Source organism: Caballeronia sp. Lep1P3, assembly GCF_022879595.1.
Lineage (GTDB): Bacteria > Pseudomonadota > Gammaproteobacteria > Burkholderiales > Burkholderiaceae > Caballeronia.
In genome coordinates, this window is sequence record NZ_CP084266.1 from 966,326 (window position 1) to 983,934 (window position 17,609).

The following is a 17,609-nucleotide window of genomic DNA, read 5'->3' on the forward strand; positions in this document are numbered from 1 at the left end:
CTCACGCCGCACTGTCAGGCAGTGCGTTGATCACGAAATCCCGCCAGCAGCGCTCGGTCGACGCGTACTGCCTTGCACGCGCGCCGAGCGCATGAAGCGCCGATGCATCGGCGAGCGCCGTCTGAATCGTGCGCGCCAGATCCGCCGCATCGCCCGCCTTGAAAAACCAGCCCGCCGGATCACGCCCCATCTCGTCGCGAAACACGGGCAAATCCGGAACGATGACTGGCTTGCCCATTGCGAGCGCTTCCACCATCTTTATTGGCGGCACAATTTCGCAAACCTTGAATGGTTTTCGCGGAATACAGACGAGCGCAAAGCGGCTGACCGCCTCGCGCGCCTTCTCCGGCGACGTCCGTCCATGAAATTGCACGCGCTCGGACAACCCCAGGCGTCGAACCTGAGCCTCGAGCGCGGGGCGCGCTTCGCCGTCGCCGACGAGTTCCACTTTCACCGGATGCCCTCGACGGGCGAGGACGGCGACGGCATCGATCAGCGTGTCGAGTCCTTCGTAAGCGAGCAACGATCCTGCATAGCCGATGGTGTGCGGGTCCGCGACATCGGACGCCAAAGGCACGATGCGCGCCGGATCCACGCAATTGGGCAACAGAAAGATGCGCTCTTTCGGAATGCCCCAGCGATCGCGCGCAAACCGTCCGAGCTGTTGCGAGATGACGAACAGCTTGTCCGCATGACGCGCGACGAGACCTTCGAGCTGCAAGCCTTGCGTGAAGCCTTGACGGCGCTCGTACTCGGGCGTGCGCGAGATGCGAGTGAGTTCCCACAGGCCCCGCATTTCATATTGGAACGGAATTCCGAGCCGTCTCGCCGCAAGCAGCGCCGGCAGCGCGTTGACGTGATTCGAGGCTGCATGAATGACGGCGACCTCATGCTCACGCGCACGCTGCGCGATGACGTGCGCCGCCTGCATCGCATAGAGCAGCACCGGACGATTGTTGCGAGGCGCTGCGGCGTGCAGATATCGAACGCCTCCGACTTGCGTTTCGCTCGCGATGGCATTGCGCTGTCGGTCGAAACGGTCCCCGGGATAGCCCGGTCTCGTCAATGCGTGCACGCGCCCGCCCACTGACGCGATCGCCTGAACGACCTCGTGCGTGCGCGTCGTATAACCGCTCGTGTGATACGGCAACGCGCTCGCGGCCACGTAAAGCATGCTGTTCGCCTGCGCGACGAAAGGCGTCGCGGTGGCGCGCTGCCTCGCCTTGCGATCCAGCGCACCGACGGTCAGCCAGCGGCTAAGCGCAAGATACGGCTCGCTCGCGAGTGTCGACAGGGAATCGCACAAGGCGCTCATCAGCGCGCGCTCCCGGCTTGCTGCAACTCGGCCTGCGCGATATCGGCCGTATGCGCCGTCTTGATCTTGCCGCGCGCGTGAAGGTCCAGAAACTCCGCGGTGGTAATGACGTCGTAGTCCTTCGTCAACCGCGCGAGAAGTTTTCGATAGCCTTCTATGCGCTGATCGTCGCGATAGGTGGCGTGCCCGTTCTCGTCCCAGTAAAGCAGGGACCACGAGTGCAGCAGAAAAATCGACATTGCGGGACTGCCGCTGAAGGCGTCGAAGAGCAGCTTGCCCCACCACGGACGGAAACGGAAGTAAGGCGATTCGGGGTACGTCAGGCGCGCCCACCACTCGTCCTTTCCGACCTTCGGCAGGATCTTCTTTTCGGTCATCGGCACTTCGATCACGCCGTTCGACCATGCGAACGGCATATTGGTCGGCTCGCTCCAGACGCACTGGTTAGCGTGCACGGCGCACATCGAGTTATTGAACGAAAGCGGCACGCCGGCGGATTTCAGCGCGCGAATAGTATCGGCGTTCCAGCGAAAAGAGCCTGCGCGATGCGCGAGCACGGGCTTGCCGGTCTCCCTAGAAATCAGATCGCCGAAATGCCGGATGACGAATTCGGCGCGCGCTTCGTCGGTGTATTGATTCATGTACTGCGGACGGCGTGCGAGTCCGTGTTCGGCCCAGAACGAATCGGGCAGATATTCCGGATGCGTGTGAAGCTGGACATCCTGGCCGGCGTCGTTGAGCCAGCGGACCACTTCCTTCGTCTCATCCAGATACGACCACGCCCCGCACTGATCGACGAAATAGACGTGCTTGGCGCCGAATTCGTCGCCGATGGAAGCCATCTCTCCGATGCCCGCACGGCCATTTTCGTGCACGCCCCACATGAGGCGCTTGACGTGATCGTGCGTTGCGCGCTTGGGCAACGCCTCGGTGTCCACGGTCAGCATGGCATAGCGATTCTTTTGCATCATTTCCGCTTCGGTTTTAGCAGTGCGCTCCACTCCGTCTCGCTTGCGAGTCCGGCGTTTAGCGGCACTGCGCGTGCATCGCGATAGCGCCACGCAAGATAGGCGCGTTTTCTTTCGCGGTAAGAGCGACCTTCGCCGCCTAGGGCCGGAACGTATTCGACGAGCCAGCCGAGACGCGAGAAATAGGCGAAGTCGGCGACGTCGGTGACGAGCACCGGTACGTATGCGCTATCCCGTGTTAGCCGCGTCGCAATGCTCTTGCATGCGTTGCGCAATTCGTCGCGATCGGCGTCCAGCGCCCAGATCAACAAAATCTTCGCGTCTTCGCGTGCGCTTGCGTGCTTGAGGCTAGGCCGCCACGGATAGTCCGTCACATGCGGCGACATCAAGCCGAGCGTCGACAGGATGAATCTCGCGCGCCGCCAAACGCGTTCCTTGAATGACGACGGTGGCTTCTTCACCAGCAAGTCATGGCGCGTGAGCAAATCCCATTCGGGCTTAGCAGCAAGCGCGCGCAATTCGCGTCTTAGTGCCCGCGTGTCAGCGATGATGTTCAACGCTTGCCTCCTCGCCGGCCAACAAGCGGAATATCGCGTCGGCCGCAAGCGAAGCGCCGTTCATCTTCACGCGTGTGCGACTCGATTGCCCGACATTCGTCATCGCAAGCAATTGCTCGACGGCGCGCCTGCGCTCAACGTGCGTCTCGCACGCGGAGACGACAGCCGGAATATTTTCCGCGACCATCTGCGCGCGGCGCGGTTGGTCATCCGCCAATTGTGCGTTTGGAACGATTAGCGCGGGAACGCGCGACTGGACTACTTCGCAGCATGTGTTGTATCCGGCCGCGCCGACAAAAGCATCGAACGCACGAAGGTATCGTGCAAGCGGATAAACCGAAATGGGACGCACGCCGGCCGGCAGTTCAACGTCACGCACGGAGATCGGCGCGCGCGCCCAGACGATATCGAATCCCGTCGCCTTGAATGCGTCGATCAAACCGTGTCCGATGCCAGCGACGTCTTTCAGATTTCCCGGCCCCAGCGAGAACAGCACAAGGCGGCCTTCGGGCGGCAGCCCAAGCGCTTGCCTGGCTTCGGCGCGATCAAGAAGCTCATCGTCCTCGAGCAGGCATACCGGCGGCACGGCCACTCGTTTTCCGCGTCCGGCCAATCGTGATTCGCAGTGAACGGCGCCCAGTTCGCCAGGCTGAATGACGAGATCGAACGACGATTCATCGACCGGAACGGATTTGCCATCTGCCTTTAGCAAGCCGCGATTGGACCAGACGAGCGCGGGCGACCCATACGCTTGGCATGCCGCGAAAAATCCCTGAAACGGCCATGTTCCGTCGAATACGATGGCATGCGGCCGCACGCGCTCGAGCATCATGCCGAAGCGGATCGCCAGTTCGCTGTTCCATGCGAACGTCGAACTTTCCGACCAATAATGCGAGACGAAATAGTCGGCTTCGAAACCCATTTCTTCGATGATTTCGATTGCCGACGCAAGCGAGAAGAAAAACGGCCGAGCCCGCCCCTGCAGACGACGCGCGTATGCGAGGCAACGATTGAGATGGCCCATTCCAGAGCCATTCACGTTGAAAAAGAGGATGCGCGGCGCTGCGGCGTTGAATTGCGCCTCGAGCGGCGAGCTTGATGCGGTCATGCGTCCCCGCCAAAGAGATCGCGCGTATAGACCTTGTCGGCGACATCAGTGAGTTCGCTGGTGATCCGGTTTGCCACGATGACATCGGCGCTGCGCTTGAACTCCAGCAGGTCCTTGACGACGTGCGAATTGAAGAAGGTCGAGTCGTGCAAGGCCGGCTCATAGACAATGACTTCAACGCCTTTCGCCTTGATGCGTTTCATCACGCCCTGAATGCTCGATGCGCGGAAATTGTCCGAACCGGCTTTCATGACGAGCCGATAAATGCCGACCACTTTCGGACGCCGCTTGAGCACGCTTTCGGCAATGAAATCCTTGCGCGTGCTATTCGATTCCACGATCGCGTGGATCAGGTTCTGCGGCACGTCCTGATAGTTGGCCAGCAGTTGCTTCGTGTCCTTGGGCAGACAGTAACCGCCATAGCCGAAGCTCGGGTTGTTATAGTGCGCGCCCACGCGCGGATCGAGACAAACGCCGTTGATGATTTGATGCGGGTCGAGACCGTGCTGCGCGGCGTAAGTGTCGAGCTCGTTGAAATACGCAACGCGCATCGCGAGGTACGTATTGGCAAAGAGCTTGATGGCCTCCGCCTCCGTGCTGCCGGTAAATAGCGTCGGAATGTCTTCCTTTTCCGCGCCTTGCTTCAGCACATTCGCGAAGGTTCTCGCGCGTTCGGAATTCTCTCCGACGACGATGCGCGACGGATGCAGATTGTCGTATAGCGCCTTGCCTTCGCGAAGAAATTCCGGCGAAAAAATGAGCCTGTCGGTATCGAATTCAGCGCGCATGCGCTCCGTGTAGCCGACAGGAATCGTCGATTTGATGACCATCACCGCCTTGCAATTGATGGCCATGACATCGCGGACGACGGCCTCGATCGAGCGCGTGTTGAAGTATTTCGTCTCGGGATCGTAGTCGGTCGGCGTCGCAATGATGACGAAGTCGGCGTCCGCGTAGGCATCTTCCTTGTCCAGCGTCGCTCGGAAGTTCAAGCGCTTATGGCGCAGGAAGTCCTCGATCTCGACATCTTCGATCGGGGATTGCTTGCGGTTGAGCATCGACACCTTTTCGGGGACGATGTCCAAGGCGACGACTTCGTGGTGTTGCGCGAGCAGGACCGCGAGAGAAAGGCCGACGTAGCCGGTGCCGGCGATTGTGATTTTCACTTTAACGTCCTTATAGGGATCGCGTTCAAGAAGCCGGACATCGACTCCCGATCCGATGAATGTTCTGATCAAGCTAATGCGCCAAAGCTCAACGCGTAAATTTCCCGAACGAAGCACCGCGGCCCGAACATGCTCGGTTTCGCCGGCGGAGCCTGGGTCTGTCTGCTGAATGCGATAGCATCATGGCGTCCTCAGTCTCCGCTGCATGCTGTAATACGGCAGCCCCAACGCTTTCTGGAAGGCAAGAATAAAGAACGATTCCTCACGTGATCTGTATAGGAACGCTTGATTTGACGCTTGCCGCGTCGCTTCGCGATACCTTTTGCCGGATCTCGGGGAAACACGAATCCAGTGCTCGAAGCATCAAGTCGTTCTGCCCTCGCTTTACATTACCAATCCACAGCGCGGTCGCCTGAGTCCCCGGTATATGCGCAAGCTTGAAACTGCTGTCCTTCACAATCCGAATCTTAGTCCCCTTCAGCACTGCCATGCCCCAGAACCACAAATCATCTCCGCTAGGGCAGACGCTCATGAACGCATTCTGGTCTACGGCAAGTTCGTACAAACTTCGGCTCTTTTGAAAGCGGAGTGGGTAACGGCCTTCAGCGGGCATGCGAGTTGAAGGCGGAGAAGTCCAGTTTGCCTGCGATGAGAAACAGGACCGTTCGCATGGTTTCGAAGCGAGCGTATCCGCGTGCCTTGCGTTTGGCGGCCTGAAACAGTCCGTTGATGGCTTCGATGAAGCCGTTGGTCTGGCGGGTCTGGGTCCAGGCGACGATGCCGTCGAAGTGCCGGCGAATCAATCGCACCACGTCCTTCATTGGTTCGACCTTCGAGCGCATGACGTTGGTGCACCACTGTTGCAACATTTCGGAGACGACATTGATTTGCTTGCGCTCGAGAATCTCACGCAGTTGCTCGCGATACAGCCAGGCGCGGGCCGTGCGGCTGGTGGTGTACTGACTGATAAGCGCCTCGAGGTCGGTCAGTTGGGCCAGATTGAGTTTGTTCGCGTCTTTCAGCAGTATCCAGCGCATGCCTTTAAGTTCCGGGTCGACCTTCTGTTGTTGCCGACGCACTGTATCGAGCGCCTTGGACGCGTGCGCGACGACGTGAAACTTGTCGAAGGTCAGCCGCGCATTGGGTAGATGTTCGTCGACGCCCTTGATGAAAGCCGGCGACATGTCGATGCTGACCGAGCCGACCTGCTCGGGCTTGCCGCCGTGTTGGCCCAGATAGGCGGCGAAGCGTTCAATCGTGCTGGCATCCTTGCCGGTTGTTACGAACACGACCCGCCGCGCCTGCATGTCGGCAACCAGTGTCAGATACTCATGACCGCGCCGGTACGAGGTTTCGTCAATCGCCACCATCGTCACATCCGACAGGTCCGCCGACGCGAGCGCCAGTTCCACATAGCGCGAGCAGATGGCGTGAACCCGGTGCCACGACAAGTTGACGATGCGCGCCACGGCAGCAAACGGCATCTGCTGAGCGAGCATCAGCACGAGCGCCTCGAACAGCAACGTGAAGCCGCTGAGTTGGCCGACCCAATCAGGTTCCACCAACCGTACCGAGCCGTCCGGCAAGCGCACGCGCGGCACCCGTACTTCCAGATAGCACTCGTGCTGGAAGAAATTCAGATGGCGCAGACGCTTGATTTGCGTGTCGTGCACCGGATGCTCGCCGGCGACGCTGGCATAACCGAACCGGCTGCCCGCGACGAAGTCCACGGCAATCGTGAGCTGGCGTTTGCCGGCATCAAAGTCGACGCTTTGTACATACCACGGGGCCTTGATTCCCAGAGCGGCTTCAAACAGTTGGTTCGTCATTGTTCGTTTCGTCTTGCATGGTTGGTTGCAGCATTCTGCCGCAACCAGCCATGACTCAGCTTATCGAATCAGTGCGCCTCAAGGGTTCCCTGCGCCGAGCTTACGCTCGCCCTTGACCCGCCAAACCACCCACTGAGAATTCAAAAGAGGCCAAACTTCCGGGTGGATAAAGCACCCCGCCACATCCTGTGAATATATAGTCGAACGAAGACGTCCCGCGTTGAATGCACTTGTCCCAAGCGCCATATGAATCGAAGTTGCCGCTGTCGGCCAAGGACACGCGATGCGCCCGGTGGCAGACAATTGCCCCCGGCTCTTGGATATGAGTGGTCATCAACTGGGCCAGCCAGCTTGGCTCATAAAGGATATCGTCGTCAGCAGTGACAATTATGTTGTCGGGATAACGTGCCAAAGTCGGTATCAATTTCTTGTATGGCCCGATATCTTCGCACCACCCGATCGAGAACTTCTCACTCTTCAACTGGAGCAATTGGGGAGGGAGATCTTCTTCTCCTCCAGGAAACTGCTCCTTTGCCAACCATAACAAAATCTTCTCAGGCTTGAAGCTTTGAACCATCAGACTTCTGACCGTCTCTGCCACGGCGCAAATTCTTGCGGGATACGATGTCAGTGACACAATGACATCCCGCCCGAAAAGTTCGCTAAAGATGTCAAACTTGCTTCTGGCGACGCAGTCGATGCCGGCAGACTTCAAGTCTGACGCGTCGGCATCCAACTTTCCAAGGCATAACAGAATAGTCGCGTAAAACGCCTTATGCCCGAGTTCACTTGCCAACCGGTGATACAGCCTCAAAGCTCCTTCGAAGTCGCCAGTGCGGTAAGCCTGATACGCCTTATTGATCACATCGCTTCTCATGCATGAACCCGCCAACGGAAGGGTCAGCCACCGGCGTCATTTCTTAACGACGAAGCTGAACTGACCGCAAAAATGTAGCTTCCTGTGGTTGATATTTCGCAGACTCTCTCTTTCACTCAGCAGGACTGATTCGATTTCAGCGTTCCGAGGCGATTCACTTATGAAGTAATCGTTGAACTCTGGCGACCTATCTCGGAAAGCCCTTTCCATTAGAGTGAAGCCATCGATGCCCGGCCGCAACGCCAGCAAGATCAGGCCAGCGTCTTCCACGAGCCGCTTGAACCCATAAACCGTAAAGTTCCAGAAGCTGAACGAATGATAGGGCTCGAACTCTGCCCGACGAAAAGTCCGCCTGGCTTTAGTACGCGTGCGATCTCCATGACCGCGACGTCCGGCTTGTGGACATGCTCGAGGGCCTGGTCGGTGTAAACACATTCGTAACTTTCATCCGGCAACGGAAAGTTGTAGCCATTGTAAGTAATGAATTCACCATCAGCGCGTTTTCTTTTGTCGACCTCCGGCGAGGAAGCGACATCGAGGCCCGACCATCGCGCCTCGGGAAGCAGATCACGGAACAGGTCGATGGAGCGGCCGTCGCCGCACCCGAAGTCCAGGACATTTGCCGGGCGAAAGCCGCTTTTCACGAGTGCCTGCATGCATTGAGAAGCGCTCGTTTGTCGGCAGTGGTCGCTGGGAATCGCGTCGCCAAGCAGGTTGGCCAGATAGGCTGGAGACGTCATAACTTCCCCCCCTGTTCCGTCTTGGGGAAGATTGACATCCGATCAGAAGCATCGAACTCACCAGCGAACGAACCGTCTGGCCGAATGCCACGAATGCGAGCAAGAAGGGCATCGCGCGCACCGAAGTATTCGCCGAAGAATGTAAGGATTTCCGCAAACACTCGATCATTCACTCCTTGAAAGACATTCTCGCGCCACAGCCCAACAGCTTGGGATCCCTCGATTTGCTTGAAACCTGCGACCGTCTGCGGCATTCTCACCGGGTAACCACTTGCAGTTGTCCACGCTTTCAGCCACAGGTCATCGCCATGCCAGCATGTTGCGGCGACGGCGTCGGCATCGAAAGCACGTGCGGGAACAGCGCCCGGCGGGTAAAGCACGCCGCCGATACCGGTGGGCAGAAGCTGGTAGGTAGGTCTGCCACGCAGATAGCGATAGTCATACAGCCAGCCATCATAAGAGCGCAACTCGCCACTTTTGCGGAAGAGGACAAGATTTGCGCGGTTGCAGATGATTGCGCGGGGGTCTTCCCGGTGCGCGTTGACGAGCGTCTCCACAAGGTTCGGTTCGTAAATAACGTCGTCGTCTACCGTGATGATCAGCGCCGTTGGGAATTGCCGCATGGCATAGAAGTACTTCTTGTGCGGTCCCAGGTCGCCCTCGACCCAATGAATGCGAAAGTCCTTGCCGACCAGAGCAAGCAGTTCCGCAGGCAAGTCGGCGTCGAGTTTGGGGAATTGATCCTTAGACAACCAGAGTTGCACTTGGCTGGGCACCATCGTCTGCTTGAGCAGAGACGCGACGCACGCTGCACTGGTGCCCATCCTCGGGGGATACGACGTCATCGACACGATTACTTCGGGAAGCGGCTGCTTCTTTGCTGCCTCAACAAGGGCGTTTGTTTGCCCGAGCATTGGGGAGGCGGTGTCGAATGACGGACCCTTCGCAATTCGCCGCGAAAACAGCCCGTCCAGGTCGCGACAATGCGCGTCCATGCCAGCGTACTCATCGTACTGCCGACGCGATGCAGCCCCCATGGCAACTAATTCGGTCTCCTCAAGGTCGATGAACGCTATCATCGCGTCTCGTAGTGCCGCAATGTTCCCAGACTCAACAATGCGACCGCTGGCATCGTCGATGAGGTACTTCGCACCGACATTCGTCGACACAATAACGGGTTTCGACAGCATTGCACCTTCGATAGCTACCAGGGAAAATGATTCGTCCCGCGAGGCCACGACAACGGTATCCATACGCGAAATCAGGCCAATTTTTTCGCCTTCGTCTTCGATCAGGCCATGAAAATGAATTCCCGGATCACCGTCAGCGAGACTGAAAACGTACGAAGCGAAGCTCGTACCGCTATTGATGAAGCCGCCGGCAAAATGGAGTTCGGCGCGATCACGATACGTCTGCGGCATCGATCGGTAGGCCATGATGAACAAGTCGTAGCCCTTGCGGTACTCGATAGTCCCAAGCTGGACGAATTTGTGCTTACCGCCACTGCGAGGCGTGTATGGCAAGGCAAGGCCTGATCGGTCCTCGGTACTGTTTGGAACAACTTCAATTGGACCGTCCGAAAATTTTCGAATTGCCGCAGCTGCGTACTCACTGACGCAAACGATGTTCTGATTGGACTTCAATGTGACAGCGCGCTCGGCGTTGCCATGGACGAAATCCGGAAGATTCGTCGCCTCGCGGACGTACCAGACGACCGGAAAAGCCCGCTCCAAGCAACGCACATAGCGGTCAGTGACAACCGTATTGCAGACGGCTAACTTTACGCCGCTAGCAATCAACCCCTTTATGCGTTTTTCAGCGACCTTGGCATCAACGATCTCGACGGGAATACCGAGCCTCTTGAACTCTTGCTCGAAGTTCCCCGCCTTGGCAGACCAGACTAAGGGCGCATAACCAAGCGAAATCGCGACCTTACATATGCGCAACAAGCTATGTAGTGCCCCGGTATATATCAGTTCTGGCGTGACAAAAAGAATCCGTCCATTGATGGCATCGACGGTCTCGACAAGCGGCACGTCCTGCTTGAATTCGCTGAACAGGTCGCCGAAATCACGGAACACTGATTTGCCGAAAAGCACAGGCGCGGCGTCGTAGAGAAAATCTTTGTAAACATCGAACGTATAACGGTTCTGCTTGATGGACAACCAGAGCGGAGTGATAGCGACGTAACCGGACACCGGGCGGATGTCCCGATGGGGACCGGAATAACCCAGATATTCCCCGATGAAATCGAGTATGCCGTGCTGCATTGCCTTGATTTGCACCGCATTTTGCGGCACGTTCGATCCCCGCAACACAACGGGTTCCCCGGCCGCGTCGAAGCCATAGCCCACCACTGACGCATTCGCTTCGGTGAATAAGTACTCAAGCGGATGACGCGTCCGGTCTTGCTTTTCCTGTGTCAGCGCGACCCCGCCCGGATAAAACCGTCGGGTCGTATCCATGTCCGCCATCGGGGAGTAAAGGAGCGTCTGCACAATGCGTTTCGAGGCGCATGCGACAGGCGTGGACGAAGACTCGTTGTAAACAGTATGCGTTGGAGCTCCACTTTCCCTCGCGCAAGCCTGTCGATTGCTGAATTAGGTCACCACGTCGATGCGGTTAAGAGGTTGTGACTTTTAGCAAGGACATGAAGGCCACGTTCATCTGGCGGCCTCTCTACGAGTGGCGTAGCGCGTTGCGCATCATCCATAGATTGCCCAACGCAAACAACGTAGTGATTTGAGCGGTATTCTTCGCCAGCCCCCGGTATCGCGTCTTCGTGTAGCCAAATTGTCGTTTGAGTATTCGGAAAGGATGCTCAACCTTCGCCCGAATACCAGCCTTCAGCCTTTCAATCTTGTCGTATATCGCGTCGACAGGGTCGTCTAGATTCAGTTTCCTGCGCTTGCTGGGCCGCATTGCAACGTGCCATCGGGCCGAACCCGCTTGCTCACGCTTTTCGATGCCCTGGTATGCGGCGTCGGCATAAACACTCGTCTCCTCCCCGTGCAACAACGCATGTGCCACATTGATGTCGTGCACGTTAGCTGCCGTGCCGATGACCGTGTGAACCAAGCCTGATTCTGCGTCCACGCCCACGTGGGCTTTCATGCCGAAGTACCAGTTGCGGCCTTTCTGAGTCGACTGCATCTCGGGATCGCGTGTGCCCGAGCCGTTCTTGGTCGAGCTGGGCGCCGCGACCAACGTGGCATCGACGGCCGATCCCGCCTTGAGCATCAATCCCTTGTCGCGCAATATCTCATTGACCACCGCCAGGATTTGCGCAGCGATCCCATGTGCTTCGAGCAGGTGCCTAAACCGCAGGATGGTCGTTTCATCCGGGAGGCGGGTCATCGCGCCGTCGAGACCCGCGAACTCCCGATACAGCGGCACATCGTAGAGGGCCTCTTCCATCGCTGGATCCGACAGACTAAACCATTGTTGCAGGAAGTGAATATGCAACATCGTCGCGATTGGAAAAGGAGGACGTCCGGCTTTGCCCTTTGGATAGTGCGGCTCGATCAACTCGATCAATCTTGACCATGGCACCACTCGTCTCATCTCGTCCAAAAACTCCCGCTTACGCGTTCGCTTGGTCGAAAGGTTCAAACCGAGATGAAGTTGCGTCATCACAATGCCTCCATGTCTGTAACGTCAATAGTAGCATTCCTAATCGATGCCATGACAGGGTTACGCAGAGTTTCCTAAACATACGCACTGATGAATCCCTCGGACACTGCGTTCGTCACTTGCTCGCTTCGGCTTGTGCACATAAGTGCGCCGAAGACTTCAGGCGCCGCATCGGCGAGCTTAGACTGAACGAAATGGCGCAGGCTAGAAATACACGTTCCACTCCAGCCGATGTCGACAACCAGGACCCGTTTCGCATCACCGATTGCCTTGCTAAAGTATTGCGTCGCCGCAGCAACGCTTTCGGCGAGATGCGCCTCGACGATGCCCTTGTGCACCCAGAAAAAATCTTCCAATCGACGCTTATTCGCGCTTGCTGGGAAAAGAAATTTGGCTCTTTTGAAAGCGGAGTGGGTAACGGCCTTCAGCGGGCATGCGAGTTGAAGGCGGAGAAGTCCAGTTTGCCTGCGATGAGAAACAGGACCGTTCGCATGGTTTCGAAGCGAGCGTATCCGCGTGCCTTGCGTTTGGCGGCCTGAAACAGTCCGTTGATGGCTTCGATGAAGCCGTTGGTCTGGCGGGTCTGGGTCCAGGCGACGATGCCGTCGAAGTGCCGGCGAATCAATCGCACCACGTCCTTCATTGGTTCGACCTTCGAGCGCATGACGTTGGTGCACCACTGTTGCAACATTTCGGAGACGACATTGATTTGCTTGCGCTCGAGAATCTCACGCAGTTGCTCGCGATACAGCCAGGCGCGGGCCGTGCGGCTGGTGGTGTACTGACTGATAAGCGCCTCGAGGTCGGTCAGTTGGGCCAGATTGAGTTTGTTCGCGTCTTTCAGCAGTATCCAGCGCATGCCTTTAAGTTCCGGGTCGACCTTCTGTTGTTGCCGACGCACTGTATCGAGCGCCTTGGACGCGTGCGCGACGACGTGAAACTTGTCGAAGGTCAGCCGCGCATTGGGTAGATGTTCGTCGACGCCCTTGATGAAAGCCGGCGACATGTCGATGCTGACCGAGCCGACCTGCTCGGGCTTGCCGCCGTGTTGGCCCAGATAGGCGGCGAAGCGTTCAATCGTGCTGGCATCCTTGCCGGTTGTTACGAACACGACCCGCCGCGCCTGCATGTCGGCAACCAGTGTCAGATACTCATGACCGCGCCGGTACGAGGTTTCGTCAATCGCCACCATCGTCACATCCGACAGGTCCGCCGACGCGAGCGCCAGTTCCACATAGCGCGAGCAGATGGCGTGAACCCGGTGCCACGACAAGTTGACGATGCGCGCCACGGCAGCAAACGGCATCTGCTGAGCGAGCATCAGCACGAGCGCCTCGAACAGCAACGTGAAGCCGCTGAGTTGGCCGACCCAATCAGGTTCCACCAACCGTACCGAGCCGTCCGGCAAGCGCACGCGCGGCACCCGTACTTCCAGATAGCACTCGTGCTGGAAGAAATTCAGATGGCGCAGACGCTTGATTTGCGTGTCGTGCACCGGATGCTCGCCGGCGACGCTGGCATAACCGAACCGGCTGCCCGCGACGAAGTCCACGGCAATCGTGAGCTGGCGTTTGCCGGCATCAAAGTCGACGCTTTGTACATACCACGGGGCCTTGATTCCCAGAGCGGCTTCAAACAGTTGGTTCGTCATTGTTCGTTTCGTCTTGCATGGTTGGTTGCAGCATTCTGCCGCAACCAGCCATGACTCAGCTTATCGAATCAGTGCGCCTCAAGGGTTCCCTGCGCCGAGCTTACGCTCGCCCTTGACCCGCCAAACCACCCACTGAGAATTCAAAAGAGGCAGAAATTTGTCGATGTCGAACGCCTCGAGATGCTCGATGAGACAGGCAAAGCCGGTCTCGACGAGGAGCTGCTCGATCGACCTCGAGTTGTTCGATTCGCGAAACCAACGAAAAAACGAACGATTGATGAAATCACCGTAGTTGCGGTCTATCGTCAGGCCTAGGATCGCGTAGCGCGAAATACCGACATATTCGCTTGCCGTCGCGCCATAGTACTGCCGATAGGCTTTCGAGATAACGTCGCAGTCGCGGCCAAGGAAAAGAATCTTGTCAATCGCCTTCTCGCGGACGGTTCTTTCGATGAACTCACAGTATCCCAGGGTAAGAATGCCGCCAACCCGGAAACCGTGGCTGTAATGAAGACCTTTGTCCCAAACGCCGGTCCCCATAAAATTGTTGATAACGGCCCGGTAGAAGCTACCAGCCAGGTTATCCATATCATTCTCTCGAATGAAGCAACGCTGATCCGCGCTGTAGATCGCCGAGATGCCAGCTTCAACAGATTTCTCAACATCAGCCGTGTAGACATCGCCAACATGGACGATCGAATGCTGCTGACCGTATTCGTCCAGTAGCACCTTTTGAAGCGTGCCGTCCCCTTTACGCTTTTTGTGCTCGTTTGAAAGGTATATCTTAGCGAAGCCGTCATATCCGCACTTAGCGAGCATCTCATCAAGCACGCCATGCGGCAGATACATGTCACTCATGAAGACGAGCGTTTTCCCCATTGCCTTGAGACGATCGAAAACTGCCTTGATGTAGGCGTTGGGCCGACATAGTTCGATCTCCAAGTCCGCCTCAGCTTGCTCCCATTTCCTATCCACGCCGTAACGCCACTCAAGCACTTCGTAGATTTCGCCCAGCGTCACCTCTCGTGTGCCAAGCATTCGGTCGTTCACCGACCGAGCGTACGCCTCGGCCTGCTTCCGGATTGTCATGAACTCGCTGATACCCGAGCGGGCGGCGAGAATTCGGAAAACATCAGCGGGCTTCTCGACCGTGCGGTGAATCGCCGTATCGAAGACGTCGAACGATATCAGTTCGTAGCGAGCAAGCTCCGAGAACAAGTCATCAATAGATAGTCGCCCCGGGTATTCCGGATTGACGAAATATGGCAGTTCTTGACTTACCCGATGGTCTGCATTGGGCCGGACATCAGCAGGTACTACTTGGACAGGTTGCAGGTCAATTTGAGTATCGACCGCCTCTTTGTGATGCTCATTCCTTCCAGAAAACGGAAGACGCTGCTCAACTTCATTCTGGCGGAAATATCTCGCGTCGTGGCGCAACTGATCTGCCTGACGTGCTTCAGATTCGCTGAAAGATGTATTCGGTGGCAGGATGTCCAACATCGCTTCCGCTTCGACGTAGTTTTCTGCATCGTGTAGCCGAAACGCGAGCCACTTCAGGCGATACGGTTTAGGATCAAGAGCATATGCACGATGCGCTGCATCCGCAGCATATGCATACGCACCGTCGTTCATCAATTGACGAGCCAGAACCGTATACGCACTGGCCTGCACAGCCGGTAAAGCGGAAGCTTCGGCCAGCAGCTTCTCGACTGCGACGAACCCACCGTGCCGATACGCGGCGACGACCTTCTTAAAGTCTTTTCCGCCGAGCGACTTGGGAGGGACTTGCCGGCTCGATCCCCACCAAATCTTCCCCAACTTAGCCGGCATCGAAAGCAGTCCGCCAGGCGAGCCTACACCTTGGACCAAGATGTCGCCCAACTTGACATTGAGTGCATTCTGAGCCTCAAGTCGATGTATTTTTCTCTGTGTCTCGACTAAGGCTCGCAAGCGCCGGTTTTCAGCTAGAACCTCTGTCCGTTCGTCACCTACCGTCCACTCATCTTGTACCGAGGTGCCTTGCAACTCCTCAGATTTGATGTTTTCACGCTCTTGATGACGCCGATAGTGACGCTCCAACTCTTGCTGCACGTGATGAACTTGCCGAAGCAAGAGATCGTTTTCTTGCGTCAGGTCCTTGAGCCTAGATTCAAGGTTTGTTTGAATGTTCTCGTTGGCAGTCATCTTGATCTTCTTTAGTCTCACCTGCAAAATTCGATCTCGCTCGCGCGTGCTCCCGAGTGGTCGATCGGGGCGCAGTCCCACCTTTCCATCTCGGACGGTCGCGCGGGGCGCGAACAAGGCTTCGGGCGAGTCTTTGAACCAGCAGCGCAGCCACGCAAGAACAAAAAATATGGGCGCAAGCCCCAGGCGGACGATGGCGCGCAACAGCCAGCGCAAGTTGTAGCCCGCCGCGCACAACACTGCGTGTAACGCGTCGCCGATTTGCCCTTTTAGCCAGCAACGCCGCATGCCGTGCTCCTGTTTTACGTGCCCGATGATCGGCTCGATCGCTTGGCGGCGCTTTAACCACTTTCGCTGCGTACTGCTTAGCGCCTTGTGTTTACCTCGATGAATCAGCTGCACCGGCGCAACATCGGCATCCACACCGCGAAATCCGAGGTCGGCCAGCACGATCTTCGGCGTCGGCGTGCCCGGCAAATCCTGCAGCAAGATGTTCGTTTGTTCAAGTTGCGCGGCCAGCGTGTGCCCGTCGTAAGGGTTGCCTGCAAACGAGCGCGCACCGACGATCAGACCCTGCTTCTCCGTGATCGCGAGACTGACTTTGACACCGAATTCGTAGGGCTGGCGGGCCTTGCCTTTGGATATGCATTCCACTTCTGGCGCGTGAAGCGCGTAGAGTTTGTGCTTGTCCTTCGCACGCTGACGGCAGATACGCCAGGCGCGCTCCAGCCAGATTCGCAAGGATGCCTGTTGCTCAGCGGATGCACCCGATAATTTGCGTTCGATGTCACGCAGCAATCGTCCGAGTATCGTGCGCTGACGCTTGAGCACCCGGCGCAGACGCTTGAACTGTTTGGCATGCGCATAGCCGCCTGCCCGGCGACGCAACTGTTTCCCCTCGCGCTGGTAGGTCTGCTTGAGCGTCAGTCCGGCGCGTTGGGCGAGCCTTGCGAGTTTTCCTCGTGCAACCTCCAGCAAGCGGCTGTCAGTCGGGTAGGCAATTGCTTTCTCCTGGACCGTCGTATCGACAATCACGCGCTCGAACTCGGCCGGCCTTACGGCTTTCATTTGCACGGCCGCCGCAATTGTTGTCGCGAGCATCTCCTCGACGCCGGCTTCGCCCAGCGCCTGCCGAAAGCGCACGAGGTTGGTCGGATCGCATGGCAGGCGCGGCTGGAAATAGTCCTCGCCGCAGAAGTACTGGAAGTACACGTCTTGTGCCCAGCGCTCGCAAACCGACTCATCACTTTCGTTGTATGCGTGCTTCAGGTAGAGCAGTCCGACCATCAGCCGGGTCGACAGGCGCGGACGTCCGGCAGCGCTATGGCCCGCGCCCGCCAGCTTGGGCGCCGTGCCGAACAGATCAACCTCTGCGCTCAGCCGGCCTTCGCGAGCACGCCGCTCGAAGATCGGTGTCAACGTCGCTTCTATCGACGTCCAGGGCATTCGGTTAGCCAGTACGGCCAGCGGGTGCCGCAAATCGATCATTGCATCCAGGCGGCTGCGGAAGAAATCCGGTGTGCTCATCGGCGCTTCTCACTCCCAGAACATAGGCCAATTCCATATTGGAACTGGGAG

At 57.6% G+C, this 17,609-nt stretch carries 12 protein-coding genes and 1 pseudogene; all 13 read right to left on the bottom strand.

Going from position 1 to position 17,609, the window contains the following annotated elements:
• Position 1: 1 nt before the first annotated feature.
• The gene (locus LDZ27_RS18950; RefSeq protein ID WP_244816416.1) at positions 2 to 1,315 is read right to left on the bottom strand and encodes a glycosyltransferase family 4 protein; all 1,314 of its coding nucleotides are present in this window, start codon (positions 1,313 to 1,315) and stop codon (positions 2 to 4) included.
• Entirely contained in the window at positions 1,315 to 2,286 is a 972-nt protein-coding gene (locus LDZ27_RS18955; RefSeq protein WP_370653415.1) for a polysaccharide deacetylase, read from the bottom strand. The genes LDZ27_RS18950 and LDZ27_RS18955 overlap by 1 nt, the downstream gene beginning before the upstream one ends.
• On the bottom strand, positions 2,283 to 2,840 hold the full coding sequence (locus LDZ27_RS18960) for a hypothetical protein (protein WP_244816417.1): 558 nt from the start codon (positions 2,838 to 2,840) through the stop codon (positions 2,283 to 2,285). Before LDZ27_RS18960 ends, LDZ27_RS18955 begins: the two co-directional genes overlap by 4 nt.
• Entirely contained in the window at positions 2,824 to 3,948 is a 1,125-nt protein-coding gene (locus LDZ27_RS18965) for a glycosyltransferase (RefSeq protein ID WP_244816418.1), read from the bottom strand. The genes LDZ27_RS18960 and LDZ27_RS18965 overlap by 17 nt, the downstream gene beginning before the upstream one ends.
• Positions 3,945 to 5,114, bottom strand: a complete 1,170-nt coding sequence (locus tag LDZ27_RS18970) for a nucleotide sugar dehydrogenase (RefSeq protein WP_244816419.1) — start codon at positions 5,112 to 5,114, stop codon at positions 3,945 to 3,947. Before LDZ27_RS18970 ends, LDZ27_RS18965 begins: the two co-directional genes overlap by 4 nt.
• Before the next feature lie 602 nt (positions 5,115 to 5,716).
• On the bottom strand, positions 5,717 to 6,943 hold the full coding sequence (locus LDZ27_RS18975; protein ID WP_244814135.1) for an ISL3 family transposase: 1,227 nt from the start codon (positions 6,941 to 6,943) through the stop codon (positions 5,717 to 5,719).
• 100 nt (positions 6,944 to 7,043) lie between these two features.
• Positions 7,044 to 7,820 (bottom strand): hypothetical protein, encoded by a 777-nt coding sequence (locus LDZ27_RS18980; protein ID WP_244816420.1) that lies wholly within the window; start codon positions 7,818 to 7,820, stop codon positions 7,044 to 7,046.
• A gap of 251 nt (positions 7,821 to 8,071) precedes the next feature.
• Positions 8,072 to 8,560: a class I SAM-dependent methyltransferase gene (locus tag LDZ27_RS18985; RefSeq protein WP_244816421.1), complete on the bottom strand. Its 489-nt coding sequence runs from the start codon at positions 8,558 to 8,560 to the stop codon at positions 8,072 to 8,074.
• Positions 8,557 to 11,025: a glycosyltransferase gene (locus LDZ27_RS18990; RefSeq protein WP_244816422.1), complete on the bottom strand. Its 2,469-nt coding sequence runs from the start codon at positions 11,023 to 11,025 to the stop codon at positions 8,557 to 8,559. The genes LDZ27_RS18985 and LDZ27_RS18990 overlap by 4 nt, the downstream gene beginning before the upstream one ends.
• A gap of 214 nt (positions 11,026 to 11,239) precedes the next feature.
• Entirely contained in the window at positions 11,240 to 12,193 is a 954-nt protein-coding gene (locus LDZ27_RS18995) for an IS5 family transposase (RefSeq protein ID WP_244816423.1), read from the bottom strand.
• Between the two features lie 74 nt (positions 12,194 to 12,267).
• Positions 12,268 to 12,549, bottom strand: coding sequence for a hypothetical protein (locus LDZ27_RS19000; RefSeq protein WP_244816424.1), 282 nt, complete (start codon positions 12,547 to 12,549; stop codon positions 12,268 to 12,270).
• Positions 12,550 to 12,617: 68 nt separating this feature from the next.
• The gene (locus LDZ27_RS19005; RefSeq protein WP_244814135.1) at positions 12,618 to 13,844 is read right to left on the bottom strand and encodes an ISL3 family transposase; all 1,227 of its coding nucleotides are present in this window, start codon (positions 13,842 to 13,844) and stop codon (positions 12,618 to 12,620) included.
• A gap of 2,331 nt (positions 13,845 to 16,175) precedes the next feature.
• Positions 16,176 to 17,558 (bottom strand): annotated as a pseudogene (locus tag LDZ27_RS19010) (IS5 family transposase); the annotation flags it as partial.
• Positions 17,559 to 17,609 lie beyond the last annotated feature (51 nt).